Origin of the sequence: Dyadobacter chenwenxiniae (genome assembly GCF_022869785.1) — a bacterium.
Classification (GTDB): domain Bacteria; phylum Bacteroidota; class Bacteroidia; order Cytophagales; family Spirosomataceae; genus Dyadobacter; species Dyadobacter chenwenxiniae.
In genome coordinates, this window is sequence record NZ_CP094997.1 from 323,373 (window position 1) to 340,634 (window position 17,262).

Below are 17,262 nucleotides of genomic sequence, written 5' to 3' on the forward strand. Positions count from 1 at the left end.
ATTAAAAAGGAGATTTTTGAAATGTGATCCCACCATTTTGATCTTTGCTATAAACGGCGTAGCAGTTCTCATTGAACTCCGGATCAAAGTTTGGTTTGTTTTGAACCAACTTATTGGGGACTGGTTTGGAAGCGTCAAAGAAGTAAACCGTTGTGGTGCCATATTTTGTATAGGGCATCATATCGCCGTATTTTTTCATTTTATCAAAAACCGGCCCCTCAACCGACACATTATAAATCCGTACGATGGGACCTTTATTGTTTTCATTACGAAAACTGGCCACTTCTACAAAATTGCCTTCCAGATCATCCACTGTCGGCTGAGAGGTCGAATCATAAATAATAAATCCGATCACAGCAACGATCAGGGCAAGGACAATTATTTTTCTGTTTTTATTCATCGCCAAAGGAATTTTTGTAAAGTTAACACAAAGGCGCATATAGCAACAGGCGGGCAACTCTGGGGCTGTCCGCCTGTCAATAAAGCTGCCGCTATTGTTGCCACCTGATGAACTTGGTGGGATCTGCTTCCCCTGATTCAGGAAAAAAGACGCCTGAGGGAATGCTAGTGACGTCAGAAGAAATGTCGGTAGCGGAGGCGTTTTTATGAAAAGCGATTCCTTGCGTCATAGGCCAGACCTAACCCTACGCTGGAAAGTTTATTTTCCTCGGACCATTGAGCAGCCGGGAATAGCCGCCGGAAATGGTGCTGAATAAGCGGAATCTCGGTTGAACCGCCGGTCATGATCACCAGTCCGATCCTTTCAGGCGTTACGCCTGCCGCTTGCAGACATTCTCTTGCTGATTGGACAATTCGCTCGGTTTTTGTGCCAATAGCAGCATCAAAATCCTTCCTGTCCACATCAATGCGCAGATCCTGATCGATAAAATCGAGCGCAGCGGCAAAGGTTTCACTGCTGGCCAGGCCAATCTTGATCTTCTCTGTTTCGGCAAGCACGGCATGTCCCGTTTCCTGTTCAAGCACGCTGATCAGCCTGCCATAACGCACCTGATCATGTGTTTCGCGAAGCAGTTGTTTGGCTTGAAACAATATTCTGTTGGTATATAAAAAGTTTACTTTGCTCCATTCGGAAAGATCAAAGTAATGATACGAAGGGACTTCCAGGTTTTTGGCGCCGTATTTCGAGCGGAAACCCAACTCGGGCATCATCCGGGCAAGACTAAGGTCCCTGTCAAAATCGTTTCCGCCAAGCCGCACGCCTGTATTGGCCAGAATGTCTTCGTTTCTGTCGTGCTTGGTGGAGTTTGCTCTCGATAACCTGATAATGGTAAAATCGGATGTTCCACCACCCAGATCAACCACGATTGCCAGCTTTTCGTCCGTAAGCCTTGCTTCATGGGCGAATGCGGCCGCAATAGGTTCATACTGGAAGCCTACGTGTTCAAATCCCAGGTTTTTGGCTATTTGTTTCAACTCATTTTCTGCACGCTGGTCCGCAGCCGGGTCATTGTCCACAAAATGCACGGGCCGGCCCATCACAACATGACGCAGCTCGGTTTTGCAATCTGCTTCTGCCTTGCGTTTCATCTGGTCCAGGAATGCGGCGATGATTTGATCAAATTTCATCAGCTCGCCGTTAACCATGGTTCCCTGCCGCATAGCCGAACTGCCCAAAACCCTTTTCAGACTGCGCATTAAGCGCCCTGGCTGGCGGGTCAAAAATCGCTCCGTAGCTTCACGGCCAAAATAGGCGTGGTTGTCTTTTCTGGCAAAAAACATGGCGCTGGGAATGGTCTGGTGGTTGTTTTCAACCGGGACCAGGAAAACATCGTCTTGATTTGCCACAGCCAGGCTGGAATTGGAGGTGCCAAAATCAATACCGCAAAAAACAGAAGTCGTCATCATTTGAAAAATTGGGCGCGCAATTTCTCATTATTTACCCGGCAATCCAAACGAATGTTGCGCACAAAGGCAAGTTTGCTGGGTTTTAGGCAGAAAGAGAACAAGGACCCCTACAACCAGCAATAACATCATATTGATTAAAGAGGTGATCCGGTAAGCAGATGAAAAATCTTCAATAGTGTGCTGTGAACCAAGCAGATCGTAAAACAAACCACCCAAAATCCCGATCCCCAAAGCAATAGATATTTGCTGACAAGTGGCATATGTTCCTGAGGCTGCGCCTGCGAATTCGGACGGTATATTTTTAAGCGATACTGATAGCAATGAGGGCAGTACGGTGCCACATCCGGCTCCATATAAGAACAATGTCGGGATCAAAACAAAGAGGTTGATCTGAGCTGTCCGAAGGATCAAAATGTGAAAGGCCAGGGAAACAACCATGATGATGATGCCGGTCAACAGCACATTTTTCCCATGTAAAGCAACAAACCGCACCGAAGTCAGGGAAGCAGACATATATCCCAAACCTTGCACAACAAAGAACATCCCGGTTATTGAAGAGCTAAGGCCAAAGCCCGTTTGCATCAGGACCGTGTTGATCAGAAAGTATGTGTCCTGAACCAGAAAATAACAGACAGACGCATACAGGCCGATCCTGAAATCCTTGAATGCAAACAGTTCAAAGTTGATCAGTGGATGCCTGCCGGTTGTTTGCTTTCTTTTTTGAATGTATACAAATACAAAAAGCAGGATGACAGAAAAGGCCAGCAGCATGAGGCTCCATAGCGGCCAGTTGAGCTCCCGGCCCAAAATAATGGGTAGCACCAGGCCCGTCAAGGCAATTGTGAGCAGCATCGAACCGGAAAAGTCGAAACGGGCAGATTGAATAACTTTGTGTTGGGGCAGGAATTTTATAGCCAAAGCAGCCGATATAAAACCGATGGGCAGGTTGATCAGGAAGACCAGGCGCCAGCTTTCGTCAATCAAAGTCAAGTCAGGCAAAATGCCTCCCAGTAACTGGCCAATGACAGATGCAGTGCCAGCAATGCTTCCATAGATTCCGAATGCGCTGGTACGCTGCTTTGGATCATTGAACAAAACCTGGATGTAGGCGATTCCCTGCGGGACCATAAAAGCTGCACTGATTCCCTGGAACAACCGGGCCACATTCAGCTGCCAGGCGGTTTGGGCAAAACCGCAGCAACCGGAGGCAATGGTAAACAGGACCATGCCGGTGACGTAGACATTTTTCTTCCCATAAACGTCGCCCAATTTTCCACCAGCTAGCAGAAAAACGGCATAGCCAAGCAAGTACAATGCGATCACCAGCTGCATGTGGGTATCTGTTCCGTGAACTCCTTTTTTAATGGATGGGATCGCAACATTAACAATGAATATATCGATAACTGAAAGGAAAATGCCTGCTGACAGGATCATCAGCATGAGCTTGTCGGTTAATTTTAAGCGCATCGATTTGAAGTTTTTATATATTTAGCGCTTAAAGATCATGGCGTGTGCTAACTTTTTCAAGTAGTTAGTAAAACAGAACTAAGTATGGAAAACAGAACTAATGATGAGCATCAGCCGCTTACAAAAGCAAGAAATTTGAGCTTATCCCAAAATAATTTTCCAGTTACCAAAATGCTTAAAGTCATAGGTGGCAAATGGAAAATTCTCCTCATTTCTGCCATTGCTGATGAGTGTCCGGCCCGCTTTGGTGAGCTGAAAAGAAAAATGGACGGCGTCTCGCAAGCAATGCTCACAACCCAGCTGCGTGAACTGGAAAGGGATGGGATTATTTGCAGGAAGGCCTATGCAGAGTCGCCCCCAAGGGTGGAATACAAACTGACAGAACTAGGAAAGACGCTGATTGATGTAATTGGGGTGATGAGTGATTGGTGGCAACTGTATTTGCAAAACCAGGAAAGCCGGATCTTTCCGGAACTCGAATTTGCCGACCTCTAATGGATTAATCTCCCAGCAATTTGCGCACATACCGGGCGGCCTTGGTCAATGATCCTAATTTGTCAGACAATGTGCCGATCAACGCACCGTCGGCTTGCTCGATGTCGCTCATGTTAATGCCCGATTCGAGTTGCTTGGGATAAATCAGCAGTAGGCTCTGTTCCTGGAAGTAATTAGAGAGGTAGCCAGGCAGTTTTTCAAGCTGGGACAGATAAGATGCCGAGCCCTTTCTTGCAGAAACGATCACAAAAAAGTCATCTATTTTCAGTTCACGGGCGAAGATAAGAAAGTCGTCCCAGGCACTAAAGACGCTGAATTCCACTTCCACATGGGTTGTTTTCCGTGCGATAATGCCTTTGATTGCCTTGATTGTCCTTGCCGAGGCGTAAAAATGGATAGGCATAGCATTCAGTTTGGCCAATGTGATCAGTTTGCCGAGCCAATGCAGAAAACCCGGGTCATTACTGCCTGCGGGTGGGACGGCAACGACAATTCTGGTAAGTGTATTAAAGGGTTGCGCGGGTTTATAAATGTAAATTGTTTCAAAAACACGCTTAACAATACTCTCAATCTTTGGTCCCAGGAATGTCTTGTGATCCGTCTTTTGGTGCAGGCCGATCACCACATCAGTAATGTTCTGTTCTTTAATGGTGTAAGTGATTCCGTTGCCGATATTGGCATCATAGCGTGTAAGGGGCACGAGAATGTTTTCCGAGGAGCTGGCGTGATCCACAGCCTTATTCAGTATCTTTTTGCCATGGGAAGCCGAATCATGCTTCTGGTCCTGATCGGTGACAATGTGCAAACCGTAAAGCGGAATCGTGCTGTGTTTTGCCTTTAACATTATCCCGAAATCCACCAGGTCAGAAATCATATCGGGGTAGGACAGGGACACCAGTATTTTCTCATCGCTGGCCGTGGCGGCTTCCTCGGGGTTTTCTTCTTCCTGCAGCAATGCCAGCTTTTTAGAAGCCCGCTCCACAACAAACGAACTAACCGCGCAGCTGACCAGGATCAGAACGATGGTGCCATTCAAAACATCTTCGTCCAAAAGCCTGATGGGCTCCCCAAGCGCAGTTTCGCCCACGATAATGTTGTAGCCAACTAAAATAATGGCCAGCGTGGCAGCGGCATGGGACGAGCTTAGTCCGAAAATCATTAACCCCTCGTTGGAAGACAGCCGGAATACTTTCTGTGTGATCCAGGCGGCCAGATATTTGCTGGCCAATGCAACAACAAGAATTACGCCGGCCACCCTTAATGCGCCCCATCCGTGAGCTAACACACTGATGTTGACCAGCATACCCACGCTGATCAGGAAAAAGGGAATGAATAGTGCATTGCCCACAAAGTCAATGCGGTTCATTAAAGGGGAGGAATGCGGAACAAATTTATTTAAAACCAACCCGGAAAAGAATGCCCCGATTATGGCCTCGACGCCTGCGATCTCGGCCAAAAAGGAAGCGAGAAAAACCATGGCCAGCACAAATATGTACTGCGAAATGCTGTCGTCGAAACGCTTGAAAAACCAGCGGCAGATCAGGGGGAAAACTAGCAATACGACCGCAACAAAAACAATGAACGAAAAGCCCAGTCTGAACCAGAATGCAGGCGAAACATCGCCTTTGGACATGCCTGCCACACCAGCCAGAATCAGAAGCGCAAGAATATCGGTGATCATTGTGCCGCCCACTGTCATATTAATAGCCCGGTTTCGGGTGACGCCGTATTTGCTGGCAATGGGGTAGGAAACCAATGTATGGGTAGAAAACATGCTGGCTAGCAGCAGCGAGGACAAAAACCCGTAGCCCAGCACATAATAGCTGGCCAGTGTGCCGCTTATAAGAGGTAAAAGAAAGGTAGTTAACCCAAATACAATGATCTTGTTGCGATTTTTTCTAAACTCTGCCAGGTCAATTTCCAAGCCGGCCAGAAACATAATGTAGAGCAAACCAACCGTTCCGAACAGCACAATGCTGCTGTCACGGCTAAGCAGATTCAGCCCATAAGGCCCCACGATCATTCCCGAAATAATCAATCCTATAATGTGCGGAACTTTGATCCGGTTGAAAATGATGGGTGCGAAAAGGATAATAAAAAGCACCACCGAAAAAATGATAACGGGGTTTTTGAGGGGTAATGAGAGATCTAGTAACAGCAACGAAGTCATACGCACAAGTTTAGCATTATTTCTGCCGTTCGGCAGAAAGGGTGTAGCGGATTTTGCAGTCGGTGCGCTCCACCTCCCGCGTCCCCTCCATTTTGCCATCTTTCAGTTCCAGCATAATACGCATCACTGATTCGGACCCGGGCTGTCCGTTTGATGCTTCGAGCCGGGTTTGGGTAAAAGAACCGTTGTAGATCCTGGACAGTTCGTTTCCCGTGAAAGTATTTACAACAATGCCCTTGTTCTGATAGGCAACTTCCCAGGTTTCTGTTTTCGAGTCTCCGATCGCCGACCCGCTACAATTGGTCTCCGTACAGCGCATTTTAACAATCCATTTTCCTGTAACGGGTTGGGCTTGCAGTGAGTCGGTTATGGCAGTTGAATCTTGCAGCTGCTTTTTCTTTTTCTCCTGCAATTCCTTTTCAAGCAGCGTCAGACGCTGTTCCCATTGCATTAATGTCTGTTCTTTTTCAGCAATCTGCTGCTCCCTTTTGGTCAGCTGCGCTTCCTTTTCCTTATATCCGCAACCCTGCAATGTCGCTGCCAGAATCATAAAAATCAATGTCCATCTCTTCATGCGTGTCCTTTTTTTAGAGCGGCTAAGGTGGTTAATTATATGCAGGATTTCAAACGCTTCAAACCAAAATCACCGATTTATTAGCTGGCTCCGCGCCTTTGGCCAGTGCATCAATGCTGGCCAGCGTAACCTGTGCTATTTCTGAAAGGGCCTCATCGGTGAAAAAACCCTGGTGTGCAGTGACCAGGACATTGGGAAAGCTCATCAGGCGCTGGATGGTGTCATCTTCTATAATGTGCTCTGAAAGATCTTTGAAAAACAGCTTTTCTTCCTGCTCATACACGTCAATGCCAAAGTAGTCAACGTGTTTGTTTTTCAATGCATCAATCACATCTGGCGTGTTAATAAGCCCGCCGCGACTGGTGTTGATCAGCATTACGCCCTTTTTCATCTTTTGCAGCGTTTCAGCTCTGATCAAATGGTGCGTATGCTCGTTGAGCGGGCAGTGCAATGAGATAATGTCTGAATTGCTCAATACCGTGTTAAGATCCTGATATTCAATTCCAAGTTCCTGCAAAGCAGCATTGATAGCAATGTCATAAGCAATGACCTTACAGCCGAAACCTTTCATAATCCTGCAAAATGCTGCGCCAATCTTACCAGTTCCGATCACACCGACCGTTTTACCATGTAAATTAAAACCCATCAGGCCGTTTAGCGAAAAGTTCTGCTCCCTTACGCGGTTGTAAGCTTTGTGCGTTTTCCGGTTTAGGGTCAACAGCATCGCCACGGTATGCTCGGCGACGGCCTGGGGCGAGTATTCGGGCACGCGGCAAACGCGTATGCCCTTTTCACGAGCCGCTTCCAGATCAACATTGTTGAAGCCGGCACACCTTAACGCAATGATTTTGACACCTTTTTCAGCCAGCACGGTTATAACTTCTGCATTCACCTTATCATTTACAAAAACGCAGACGACTGTTTGACCCTGGGCTGCTTCTGCAATGTGTGGGCCGAGATGCGTTTCCAGATATTCCAGCTCAAATCCGTAATGCTTGTTATGCAGGTCGAAAAATGTGCGGTCGTATGGCTTGGCTGAAAAGAATAAGATTTTCATGCGTGCGGTGGTTAGTTAAAAGGAAATTCAGCAAAACTCCCCTGCAAGGAACGTCTTTCCAATGACATTTATCAGTTAAGCTGGCAATCGATGTCAATATTTCTTTGCGAAGGCTGATCTAGTTTTGGATCATTATTATTCAAATGCGCAAACCATGCACCATACATTTCATATCCCGGTTTTAGGCCTTGGATATTCAATTGATACACCTGTAAAAGTCTCCCATTTCGGTATTTCCTCGGTCATGTCAATTGTCGACGACGAGATGATCGAACGCATGAGAAAGCACCATTCCATAGCCAGCGGTGAAATTTTTGTTCCAATCAATAAAAACGAGGACGATTTTCGTGCCAGACGCATAACGGCTTATCTGAACCTGGTTAACCGCATTGCTGACAAGAATTTTGAAGATTTAAAAAATCAATCATTCGAAGACGGAGCTGATCTTAACTTGTATTTCCAGCTTTTGCCTGAGCATTCAACGCTTAAAAAGCAATATCTGCAAATGATGACCATGGAAGCGTCAGATGAGAAGCAGCTTTTGCAGGCAACATTGAAATCGCAGCTTACCAAAGGCGCCATTGATGTCAACATTATGTCGAAGGTGGATAAACTCAATAAAGATGTTTACGGACAAAATTTGCCAGACGCGTTTTCGGATGCTTCGGCTGCATTGCGTGGATTTGCAAACAGCACATTATCTTCGTCGCTGGTGCTTTCTGCGGGCATGAACCCGCGCCTTTACAATTATCTGGAAAACTTCGCCGATTTTTATCCAATTCAGAATGGTCATTCCAAAAAGCAGATCATCCTCAAAGTAAGTGACTTCCGTTCTGCATTCATTCAGGCTAAATATCTTGCTAAAAAAGGAATCTGGATTTCCGAATTCAGGATCGAATCGGGCCTGAACTGCGGGGGTCATGCTTTTGCAACGGACGGATTTTTGCTCGGGCCGATTCTGGAAGAGTTCAAATTGAAAAAGCAGGAAATGCTAACAGAACTGTTTGCCTTATATGAGGTTGCATTGAACGCCAAAAGCATTGATATTAAAGATATTCCCGCATTACGCATTACAGTTCAGGGCGGGATCGGGACTGCTCAGGAAGATGAATTTTTATTAAAACATTATGAGGTCGACGCAACCGGATGGGGGAGCCCGTTCCTGCTCGTGCCAGAGGTTACCAATGTGGATGATCAGACATTAAGCGAACTTACCAAGGCTGAAAGCAGCGACTACTATGTGTCTAATTCATCTCCATTGGGTGTTTTATTCAATAATTTCAAAAGAAGCAGCGCCGAAAAGCAGCGTCTGGAAAGGATCGCAAAAGGAAGGCCTGGGAGTCCATGCAAGAAAAAATACCTGGTATCCAACACCGAATTCACCGCTGAACCGATCTGCACGGCTTCCCGCCAATATCAAAACTTGAAAATAAAGCAGATCCAATCCCTGGGTTTATCCACAGCCGAACGCGAAGTGAAAATCAGTGCAGTCACCGAGAAACTCTGCCTCTGCGAAGGCCTGAGTACGGCAACATTAATCAAACATAAACTATTAACCCCAAGAGAAAATCACGCCGTATCCATCTGCCCTGGACCTAACCTTGCCTGGTTTTCAAAAATTTACAAGCTCAGTGAAATGGTTGATCATATTTACGGAAGAGCTGATCTGCTGGCTGGCGTGAGCCGTCCTAACATGTTTATCAACGAATTGGCTTTGTATGTTGCACATTACCAAACGGATGTGGGATTCAATGCAATGCGGATTGATGATAAGAAGCAAAAATATCTCGAAAAGTTCAGGACCCAGCTGTTAGCAGGAATCGATTATTATAAGGCATTAATTCCAGAATTTGTTCATGAAAGGCATTCATACAGAGAGGCAATGTTGTGCCAGTTGGAAGTATGTGAGCAACAATTGCAAGAAACAATGGACAATGACATTGTTTATCAACAATCCCGGAGGGATGAAATATTGGTAGAAAAATAACGGTCAAAAAATGAAAATCCCGGAGGGATGCGACATCGTGCACGTCGTCACATCCCTCCGGGATTTCCCGCGCCTGTTAATATCGATGCTACCAATGTTACATCCCTCCGGGATTCCTAATTCCGCATCCGTGCTAATTTCTCATATTCAAAAACAGTGATCAGGCTTCCTTTCATATCGATGAGGCGTTCTTCTTTGAAATCCGAAAGGGTGCGGATCACTGTTTCGGTTGCCGTGCCGACCATGGAAGCAATGTCTTCCCGTGTGATCGACATGGAAAATGGCTTGGCCTTATCTTCCTGATAGCGCTGCACCAATGTTACCAGCGCCTGCGCCACGCGCTTTCTCACAGAATTATAGGCCAAATGCAGCAAACGCTCCTCGCGGTCTTTGATCTCATTGGAAAGCATCCGTATAAATTTTGAAGACACTTCACGGTTTCCCTGCAAGAGATTGAAAAAATCATCTTTGGGAATCATGGAAACTTCCGCTTCCTCCAATGCAATGGCGCTTTCCTGGTAAGCTTCGCCTTGCAAAAGGTCAATGTAGCCGAAAAAATCACCTTCTTTAAACAGGTCTGTTATATACTCCTTGCCGCTCCCGTTTGATTTATAGGCTTTTACCTTTCCTTTCTGCAAGAAAAAAACGCAGGACGGAAAACTGCCTTCTGTATAAATGGTTTCTTTTTTGCGCAATGTTTTTACCTTCTTATCTTCGGCGAGCTTGGCGATCAGGTCAAAGGATTTGGCTTCTTCAATGAACTGGTCCAGACCTTTTGCCGAGCGCTCGAACTGGCGTTTGAGCCTTTCGCTTTTTTTGAGACGCATTTCCACAATGTTGAGCAGTTCTACGTCGTCATAGGGCTTGGTCAGGTAATCGTCGGCGCCCATGGTCATGCCTCTGCGGTAATCTTCTTTTTCAGCTTTGGCAGTCAGGAAAATGAAGGGAATGTTGGCTGTGTGCTCATCTTTGCTGAGCAGGTGCAACACGCCGTAACCATCCAGCTCGGGCATCATAATATCACAGATGATCAGGTCGGGGTTGAATTCATTGGTCAGGTGCACGCCTTCTTTACCGTTTTGGGCGGTGATCACCTTATAATTGGCCAATTCAAGGATTTCAGCCGTATTTTCCCGCATTTCGGGGTTATCCTCGATCAATAGTATTTTTTTAGCTTCCACAATTGGTGTTGAGTTGGGATTAATCCATTTTTACCTGCGCGGGCATCACATTGGGCAGATATACAAAAAACGTTGTGCCTTTTCCTGTTTCACTCGAAAAAGTGACATTGCCACCCATCAGGGTCACATAATCTTTGACAATGTTCAGCCCCAGGCCCGTTCCCTGCGTGGCGCCCGCATTGTGTGCGCGAAAAAACCGGTCGAATACATTGGGCTGGTCTTTTTCAGGAATTCCAATTCCTTCGTCATGCACTGCCATATCCACGTGATCCGCCTCAGCATTAATCTTTAATGTTATTTCCTTGCCCGCGTCTGAATACTTGATCCCGTTGGAAAGCAGGTTAAAAAGGATATTGCGGAGCAACTGCTTATCCAGCCAAACCTCCGTATTACCCGTGTATTGCAAGTGAATTTGCTGTTTTTCCTTACAAAGGCCCTGGATCTCGTCGATGAGGTTTTTGCAAAAATCTTCCAGCTCCACCTGCACCGGAATGCTATGCACACGGCCTTCTTCCAATTTGCCTATCGACAGAAAATCATTCAGGATCTCGGTCAGGTTCGTAACCGCTGATTTGATTCTTTTTACATGCTTTTGCCGCTTTTCTTCTTCTTCCGTGGTGCCGTAACGTCCTATCAACGAGGCAGATGATAGGATGGTGGCCAGCGGCGTCCGGAATTCGTGGGAGGCGATCGTGACGAACTGGCTCTTCATATTGTTGAGCTCCTTTTCCTTTTTCAATGCGCGTATGACTTCTTCCTGCGAATCTTCCACTTTTTTGACGGCTTCCGCCAGTTCTCTTGTGCGTTGTTCAACCCTTTCTTCCAGTTCCGCATTCAGTTTTTGTATTTCAAGATTCGCTTCCCGGATGCGGTTTTCCTGCTTTTTTCGCTCTGTAATATCAATCACAAAACTCACTACAAACTCGCCGTCGCTGGTTTGAAAAGGGCTCAGGCTTACTTCCACCGGAAATTCGCTGCCATCAAATTTTCTTGCAAACAAATCCATTAAATGCCCCATTCCCCTCGCCCGCGGCGCTTCCAGGTAATGGTCGCGGTAATGCACGTGGTTGGCGGCAAACCGCTGCGGGATCAACGTTTCTATTTTTTTGCCAATCAGGTCCAGATCCGGGTAACCAAACAGTTCCTTGGCCTTTGGATTAAGCATCACGATCGCACCTGCTTTATCCACCACCACAATTCCTTCCGTGGCATGTTTAAAGAGGGCATCGAGCATTTCAATATGCCGTGTTATCACCTTCGTATGAATTAATATATCACTATCAAACATAGAAAGGTACACTACATTGGTGAAAGGGACAAGGCTATGGCCGGATCAGACGGTCTGGCTGAACAGTTGGGCTTCCGGTTTGTTTTCCCATAAAAGCGCATCAAAAGCCATGCAAATGTTTCGAATAAAGGGCTTTCCTTTCTCGGTAACCTTCACGCTGAAAGGCTGTAATTCAACGAGTTCGTCAAACTCCATTTCGTCCAGCCGCTCAACGGACTGAAACACTTCTTCGCAGTATTCACTGGTTTTGACCCACGAGGTTTCAAATTGCGTCATTAACCTTAAAATATGGCGGCGCAAAATCAGATCTTCTCTGGTCAGCTCGTGGCCGCGCGCGATGGGGATCATGCCCGCTGCAATTCTTTGATAGTAATCTTCCACTTTTTTCTCGTTCTGCACATAACCTGTCCAACTGTCGCTGATGGCGGATGCACCCAGGCCGATCAGCAGCTGTGTGTGCATGTCGGTATAACCCATGAAATTGCGGTGCAATCGTCCTTCTTGTTGTGCTTTATATAAAGAATCGGAGGGCAATGCGAAGTGGTCCATGCCAATGTCCTGGTAACCTGCCACTTCCAATGCATTTCTGCCGGTTTCGTAAATGGCCATTTTTTTGTCCGCGTCCGGCAGGTCTTTTTCTGTAAAATTCCTTTGTCCGGGTTTGATCCAGGGGACGTGTGCATAGCTGTAAAAGGCAATGCGGTCGGGTTTGAGCTGGATCACGCGCTGCATGGTTTCCATCATGTAACATGCTTTTTGGAATGGTAAGCCATACACAATGTCATAATTCACAGATGTATAGCCAATCTCCCGTGCCTTCAACGTCAGGTGCTTAACCTGCTCGTACGTTTGATGGCGGTTGATAATAGCCAGCACGATAGGATTAAAATCCTGAACACCAATGCTGATCCGTCTGAAACCGAGCTCATAGAGTGTCTGCAAATGTTCGTCAGTTGTATTGCCGGGATGGGCTTCAAATCCAAACTGCGCTTCGGGGTGAACGATGGAATCCTTCAATAAGCCCAGAATGAGCATTTTCAGGTTTTCCGGATTAAAAAAGGTGGGAGTTCCGCCGCCCAGGTGTATCTCGCGGATCAAAGGTTTGCTTTCTCCGAATGTTGTAAGATACATCTGCCACTCTCTGAGCACGGCATGAATGTATGTGGTTTCGACGGCATGGTTAATGGTAATGCGTGTGTTGCAGCCGCAGTAAGTGCACAAACTCTCGCAAAAAGGAAGGTGAACGTACAGACTAATGCCCTCTTTTTGATTGGAAACTTGAAAAGCCTTCATCACCAGCTCCTTCCACTTTTGCTGCTGGGGCGGTGTTTTTTGCCAGTAGGGAACGGTTGGATAGCTCGTATAACGCGGTCCGGGTGTATTGTATTTGAACAGCAGGTCCTTATCCATGGTAATCGGTGTTTTGTATGGTTACTATGCATCAAAACTAGGGTTATGGCGCCCCGGAAAACATGACATTGGTCAGTATTAAAACCAACCTTTGTTGGTTTGCAACGCCGACAGGACTGGTAGAACCGCTATTTGCCGTGGCATTCGGTGATGGGTTTGGCTGCGGAATGGGATGCGTGCGGATATTGAAACAGTGTGCTGCGGTAAAGCAGCCATATGCCTGCAAAAGCAATGAAAACGGGGGTAATCTGATGAAATTTGGTTCGAACGGCGGGCGTAACCCAGTTTTTGAAAAAACCAATGGCCATCATCGCCGGCCATGTCCCCATCCCAAAAACAAACATGAAAGCGCTTCCGGCCGCGCTGCTTCCCGTTGCTAACGAGCTCATTAATGCCAGATACACCAGCCCGCAGGGCAGCAGACCATTCAGCGATCCGAGCAGAAACCAGCCCTGCAATTTGCGGCTGTGCAGCAGGGCGGACATTTGCTTTTTGATAAGGTTAACCGGCTTGCGCAAGAAAGCGGGCGCGATAAAATAGCGGGCAAATGCTTTTGGCCAAAAAACATAAGCCAGCATCAAGACGCCAGCCAGCACAGAAACATATTTGAGATAACCCATAAGCGAGAGCGCATTACCAAAAACACCAACCACTGCGCCCAGCAACGCATAGGAGCCAGCCCGGCCCAGATTGTAAATCAGCAATCCCGCAGCCCGCTGCCAGGCGTTGCCCCGCTGCACAGGAAGCGCCAGCGCAATGGGCCCGCACATGCCTATGCAATGGAAACTGCTGAGCAGCCCCATCGTTAAAGCCAGATATGGAAGCGCATTGTTCACATGTTTTATTTTTTGTGACTAATCACGATCACGTCCTCATTCCAGTAAGCCTGCTCCTTATTTTTCCAATCAATTTGCAGGTGGTAACTGCCTTCGGCCATGTTGCCGACCGGGATTAGTTGGGTGTGGTTCTGGGTTAAGATCTTGAATTTTCGATCGTTTTTATCATTGGAAGGGCAGTATAAATTAATCTCGCCGCTCAGGTCTTTTTCTGTCACATTGCCGGGAAAAACAATCTTGATGCCCTCATTTTGCACTTCCCATTTCACCGGATCGGCTAGTGCGGCCGAACGTTGCTTTTTATCGATTTTCTCCTGAAAACCTAGTTCTTCTTCGTAATAATGCTCCGTTACCAGATCGATTTTCTGACGGATACTCATGCTGACCAGCACCAGTATCATGGCTACAAAGCCCATATAGAGCGCCGTAATGCCCACTCCCCAGTTGATTTTAATGCTTTTCATTATTTCTCAGGTGCTATGAATGTTGTTTCAAATTCTTCCAGTTTTTCATTGCCTTGGAAAACAGATAATGTCAATGTTGTCTTGCGTTTTTTTAATGCTTCTGCAGGCACCACAATGAAGACCGTGCCTTCGACCATACCCGCCGGATCAAGTGCCAAGTTTGGCTTTCCCGCAAAGATCAGCTTGCCCGAAACTCCTTCGAGTCTGATCGTTGGGTTAATGGTCTGGTTGGTTTTGTTAAAAATCTTAAATGTGTAAAGGTTCGTAATACTCCGATCACTGTTTTCAATGTATTGACTGCCCGGCGCGCGCAGCAGCATGGTTTGCGTATCGGTTCTTGAAACAACCATAAACCCAAGCACCGACCATAGTAGAACCAGCATGACCATCGCACCCACAACACGGGTCGTAATAAGTTTGTTGGTTTTCTTTACAATTGCATTTTCGGAAGTATAGCGGATCAGGCCTTTTTCAAATCCTACTTTATCCATGATGTTGTCGCAGGCATCAATGCAGGCAGTGCAGTTCACGCATTCCATTTGCAGGCCGTTTCGGATGTCAATGCCGGTGGGGCACACTGCTACGCATTGATGGCAGTTGATGCAGTCACCTTCCGTGCGCTCCTGGTTTTTATGGATTTTTCCCCGAGGCTCGCCCCGCTCATAATCATAAGCGACATTGATGGTGTTGCGGTCCATGAGCACACCTTGCAAACGGCCGTAAGGACAAACCACCGTACAGGCCTGATCACGCAGCCACGCAAAATTGAAATAGAAAATCGCGGTAAAAGCAATGATCCCCGAAAACAGCGGAATGTGCTCCGAGATGGGCTCACGGATTATTTTTGAAAGTTCATCCACGCCCAGCACGTAGGCGAGCAGCAGGTTGGCAATCAAAAATGACACGATCAGGAAGGCAGCGTATTTTGCGGTTTTCCTCACGATCTTTTCCGTGTTCCAGGGCGCTTTGTTGAGCAGTTTTTGTTTGGTTGCATTGCCTTCAATAGCGTATTCGATCTTGCGGAAAACCATTTCCATAAACACCGTTTGCGGGCAAGCCCAGCCGCACCATAACCTTCCGAAAATGGTGGTGAACAGCACAATAAAAACCATGAACGAGAGCATCGTAAGCCCGAAAAGCCAGTAATCCTGCGGGCCGATGAAAATGCCGAAAATGATGAATTTGCGTTCCAGCACATTGAACAACAGCAAAGGCTGATCGTTGAATGTGATAAATGGTGTTACAAAAAGCAGTGTTAAGATCGCCACGGTAAACCAAACCCTTCGCGTATGCCATTTTCCGGTTGGTTTTTGCGGGTAAAACCAGTTGCGTTTTCCATCCTCAGTGACCGCGCTGAAATGGTCGCGGAATGATTCGTCGGAATCGCTGATGAGCTGGTTGGGAATTTTCATGGTCTTCGTGTGAATGGTGAGCGTACTTAATTGGCTGCAACTTTATCGTCGCTAAGCAGTTCACCTTGCGGTTCTTTTGGATTCGCTGGTTTGGTATCCTTTAATGAATACACATAGCTTGCAACTTTTTGAATGTCAGTGGGGGAAAGCTGCTTTTCCCAGGAGATCATGCCTTTTTCGGGGACACCATATTTAATGACCTTGAAAAGATTTTTAATGCCCGCGCCATGCAGCCAGTAACCGTCTGTAAGGTTCGGGCCTACACTTCCGCCGCCATCCGGGCCGTGGCAAGCCGTGCATTTTTCCTGGAAAATGGCTTTACCCTGGCCTATTGATGCTTCCTCACTGACCAGCGTAACCGTGTTTTCATCCATGGATGCGCCTACCTTGGCCATGTAAGCTTTTTTATCAATTTCGGCCTGCGCCACCTCTTTTTCAAGCTCGGCAAGCTGGTAATCGCCGATTCCGCTGAAATAATATGCGCCGTAACCGATCCCGATGATAATGGTGCCCACAAAAAGTGACTGCAGCCACGGCGGCATGCGGTTGTCCAGCTCCTGAATGCCGTCATAATCGTGCCCTTCAATGATGAGGTGATGTTCCTGACTCGGCATGACGCTCATTCCGGCAAACTTTTTCCACCAGGAAACGACAGGGTCTGTATGCGCTTCAGTTTTGGGTGGGGCAGAGATTTTTTGAAGCAATGTTACCGTGTTAACTAGTGCGATCACAACCAGCAGCGCCACAAAGAAAATGATGCCGAGCAAGATCAAAAGGATAAGCTCAGTGCCACTGATCGCCCGGATAGGTTCTGCCACCTGATCCTGCGCAAAGACCGAACCGCCCAGCATGAAAAAGAAAAGTACAGATAACAAGCCCTTTTTGATCACACCATCATTCAATGGCATACGCTCCATTTTTTGCAGCGACTTTTTATCAATCCCAATCACAAAAACGATCAGCGATAGGAAGAAGATAAAAAATATAATGAGCGAGATCAGCGGATAAATGCCTATGCCGGCAATGGTTTCAAGATATGTTCGGAATTTCATAAG

At 46.8% G+C, this 17,262-nt stretch carries 15 protein-coding genes; 2 read left to right on the forward strand and 13 right to left on the reverse strand.

The window, feature by feature from the left end; genetic code table 11:
* Nucleotide 1: 1 nt before the first annotated feature.
* From MUK70_RS01280 to MUK70_RS01290, 3 genes are all read right to left on the reverse strand, one after another.
* Nucleotides 2-400, reverse strand: a complete 399-nt coding sequence (locus tag MUK70_RS01280) for a hypothetical protein (RefSeq protein WP_234655715.1) — start codon at nucleotides 398-400, stop codon at nucleotides 2-4.
* Nucleotides 401-603: 203 nt separating this feature from the next.
* A complete protein-coding gene (locus tag MUK70_RS01285) occupies nucleotides 604-1,863 on the reverse strand; it encodes an Hsp70 family protein (protein WP_234655823.1) in 1,260 nt (419 codons plus the stop codon).
* 30 nt (nucleotides 1,864-1,893) lie between these two features.
* A complete protein-coding gene (locus MUK70_RS01290; protein WP_234655714.1) occupies nucleotides 1,894-3,333 on the reverse strand; it encodes an MFS transporter in 1,440 nt (479 codons plus the stop codon).
* Nucleotides 3,334-3,417: 84 nt separating this feature from the next.
* Here MUK70_RS01290 and MUK70_RS01295 point away from each other — a divergent pair, with 84 nt between their 5' ends.
* Entirely contained in the window at nucleotides 3,418-3,828 is a 411-nt protein-coding gene (locus tag MUK70_RS01295; protein WP_234655713.1) for a winged helix-turn-helix transcriptional regulator, read from the forward strand.
* 4 nt (nucleotides 3,829-3,832) lie between these two features.
* Here the strand turns inward: MUK70_RS01295 and MUK70_RS01300 are convergent, their stop codons facing one another.
* Genes MUK70_RS01300 through MUK70_RS01310 form a run of 3 tightly spaced genes read right to left on the reverse strand, consistent with a single transcriptional unit; the run spans nucleotide 3,833 to nucleotide 7,629 of the window.
* The gene (locus MUK70_RS01300; protein ID WP_234601779.1) at nucleotides 3,833-5,998 is read right to left on the reverse strand and encodes a cation:proton antiporter; all 2,166 of its coding nucleotides are present in this window, start codon (nucleotides 5,996-5,998) and stop codon (nucleotides 3,833-3,835) included.
* A 16-nt stretch (nucleotides 5,999-6,014) separates the two neighbouring features.
* The gene (locus MUK70_RS01305) at nucleotides 6,015-6,572 is read right to left on the reverse strand and encodes a hypothetical protein (RefSeq protein WP_234655712.1); all 558 of its coding nucleotides are present in this window, start codon (nucleotides 6,570-6,572) and stop codon (nucleotides 6,015-6,017) included.
* A gap of 58 nt (nucleotides 6,573-6,630) precedes the next feature.
* Nucleotides 6,631-7,629, reverse strand: coding sequence for a 2-hydroxyacid dehydrogenase (locus MUK70_RS01310; protein ID WP_234655711.1), 999 nt, complete (start codon nucleotides 7,627-7,629; stop codon nucleotides 6,631-6,633).
* Nucleotides 7,630-7,783: 154 nt separating this feature from the next.
* Between MUK70_RS01310 and MUK70_RS01315 the strand changes: the two genes are divergently transcribed.
* Nucleotides 7,784-9,616 carry a hypothetical protein gene (locus MUK70_RS01315; RefSeq protein ID WP_234655710.1) on the forward strand — a complete coding sequence of 611 codons (1,833 nt, stop codon included), beginning with the start codon at nucleotides 7,784-7,786 and terminating at the stop codon, nucleotides 9,614-9,616.
* Between the two features lie 116 nt (nucleotides 9,617-9,732).
* Here MUK70_RS01315 and MUK70_RS01320 read toward each other — a convergent pair whose 3' ends face one another.
* The 7 genes from MUK70_RS01320 to MUK70_RS01350 form a co-directional block, all read right to left on the reverse strand.
* Entirely contained in the window at nucleotides 9,733-10,797 is a 1,065-nt protein-coding gene (locus tag MUK70_RS01320; protein WP_256464064.1) for a response regulator, read from the reverse strand.
* Nucleotides 10,798-10,816: 19 nt separating this feature from the next.
* Nucleotides 10,817-12,031 carry a PAS domain-containing sensor histidine kinase gene (locus tag MUK70_RS01325; RefSeq protein WP_234655709.1) on the reverse strand — a complete coding sequence of 405 codons (1,215 nt, stop codon included), beginning with the start codon at nucleotides 12,029-12,031 and terminating at the stop codon, nucleotides 10,817-10,819.
* A gap of 99 nt (nucleotides 12,032-12,130) precedes the next feature.
* Entirely contained in the window at nucleotides 12,131-13,495 is a 1,365-nt protein-coding gene (gene hemN, locus MUK70_RS01330) for an oxygen-independent coproporphyrinogen III oxidase (protein WP_234655708.1), read from the reverse strand.
* Between the two features lie 128 nt (nucleotides 13,496-13,623).
* Entirely contained in the window at nucleotides 13,624-14,331 is a 708-nt protein-coding gene (locus tag MUK70_RS01335; RefSeq protein ID WP_234655707.1) for a sulfite exporter TauE/SafE family protein, read from the reverse strand.
* Nucleotides 14,332-14,336: 5 nt separating this feature from the next.
* Nucleotides 14,337-14,795, reverse strand: a complete 459-nt coding sequence (locus tag MUK70_RS01340) for a FixH family protein (protein WP_234655706.1) — start codon at nucleotides 14,793-14,795, stop codon at nucleotides 14,337-14,339.
* Entirely contained in the window at nucleotides 14,795-16,207 is a 1,413-nt protein-coding gene (gene ccoG / locus MUK70_RS01345) for a cytochrome c oxidase accessory protein CcoG (protein ID WP_234655705.1), read from the reverse strand. Before ccoG ends, MUK70_RS01340 begins: the two co-directional genes overlap by 1 nt.
* 26 nt (nucleotides 16,208-16,233) lie before the next feature.
* Complete coding sequence (locus tag MUK70_RS01350; protein WP_244784623.1) at nucleotides 16,234-17,259, reverse strand: cbb3-type cytochrome c oxidase N-terminal domain-containing protein; 1,026 nt, start codon at nucleotides 17,257-17,259, stop codon at nucleotides 16,234-16,236.
* Between the last annotated feature and the right edge of the window lie 3 nt (nucleotides 17,260-17,262).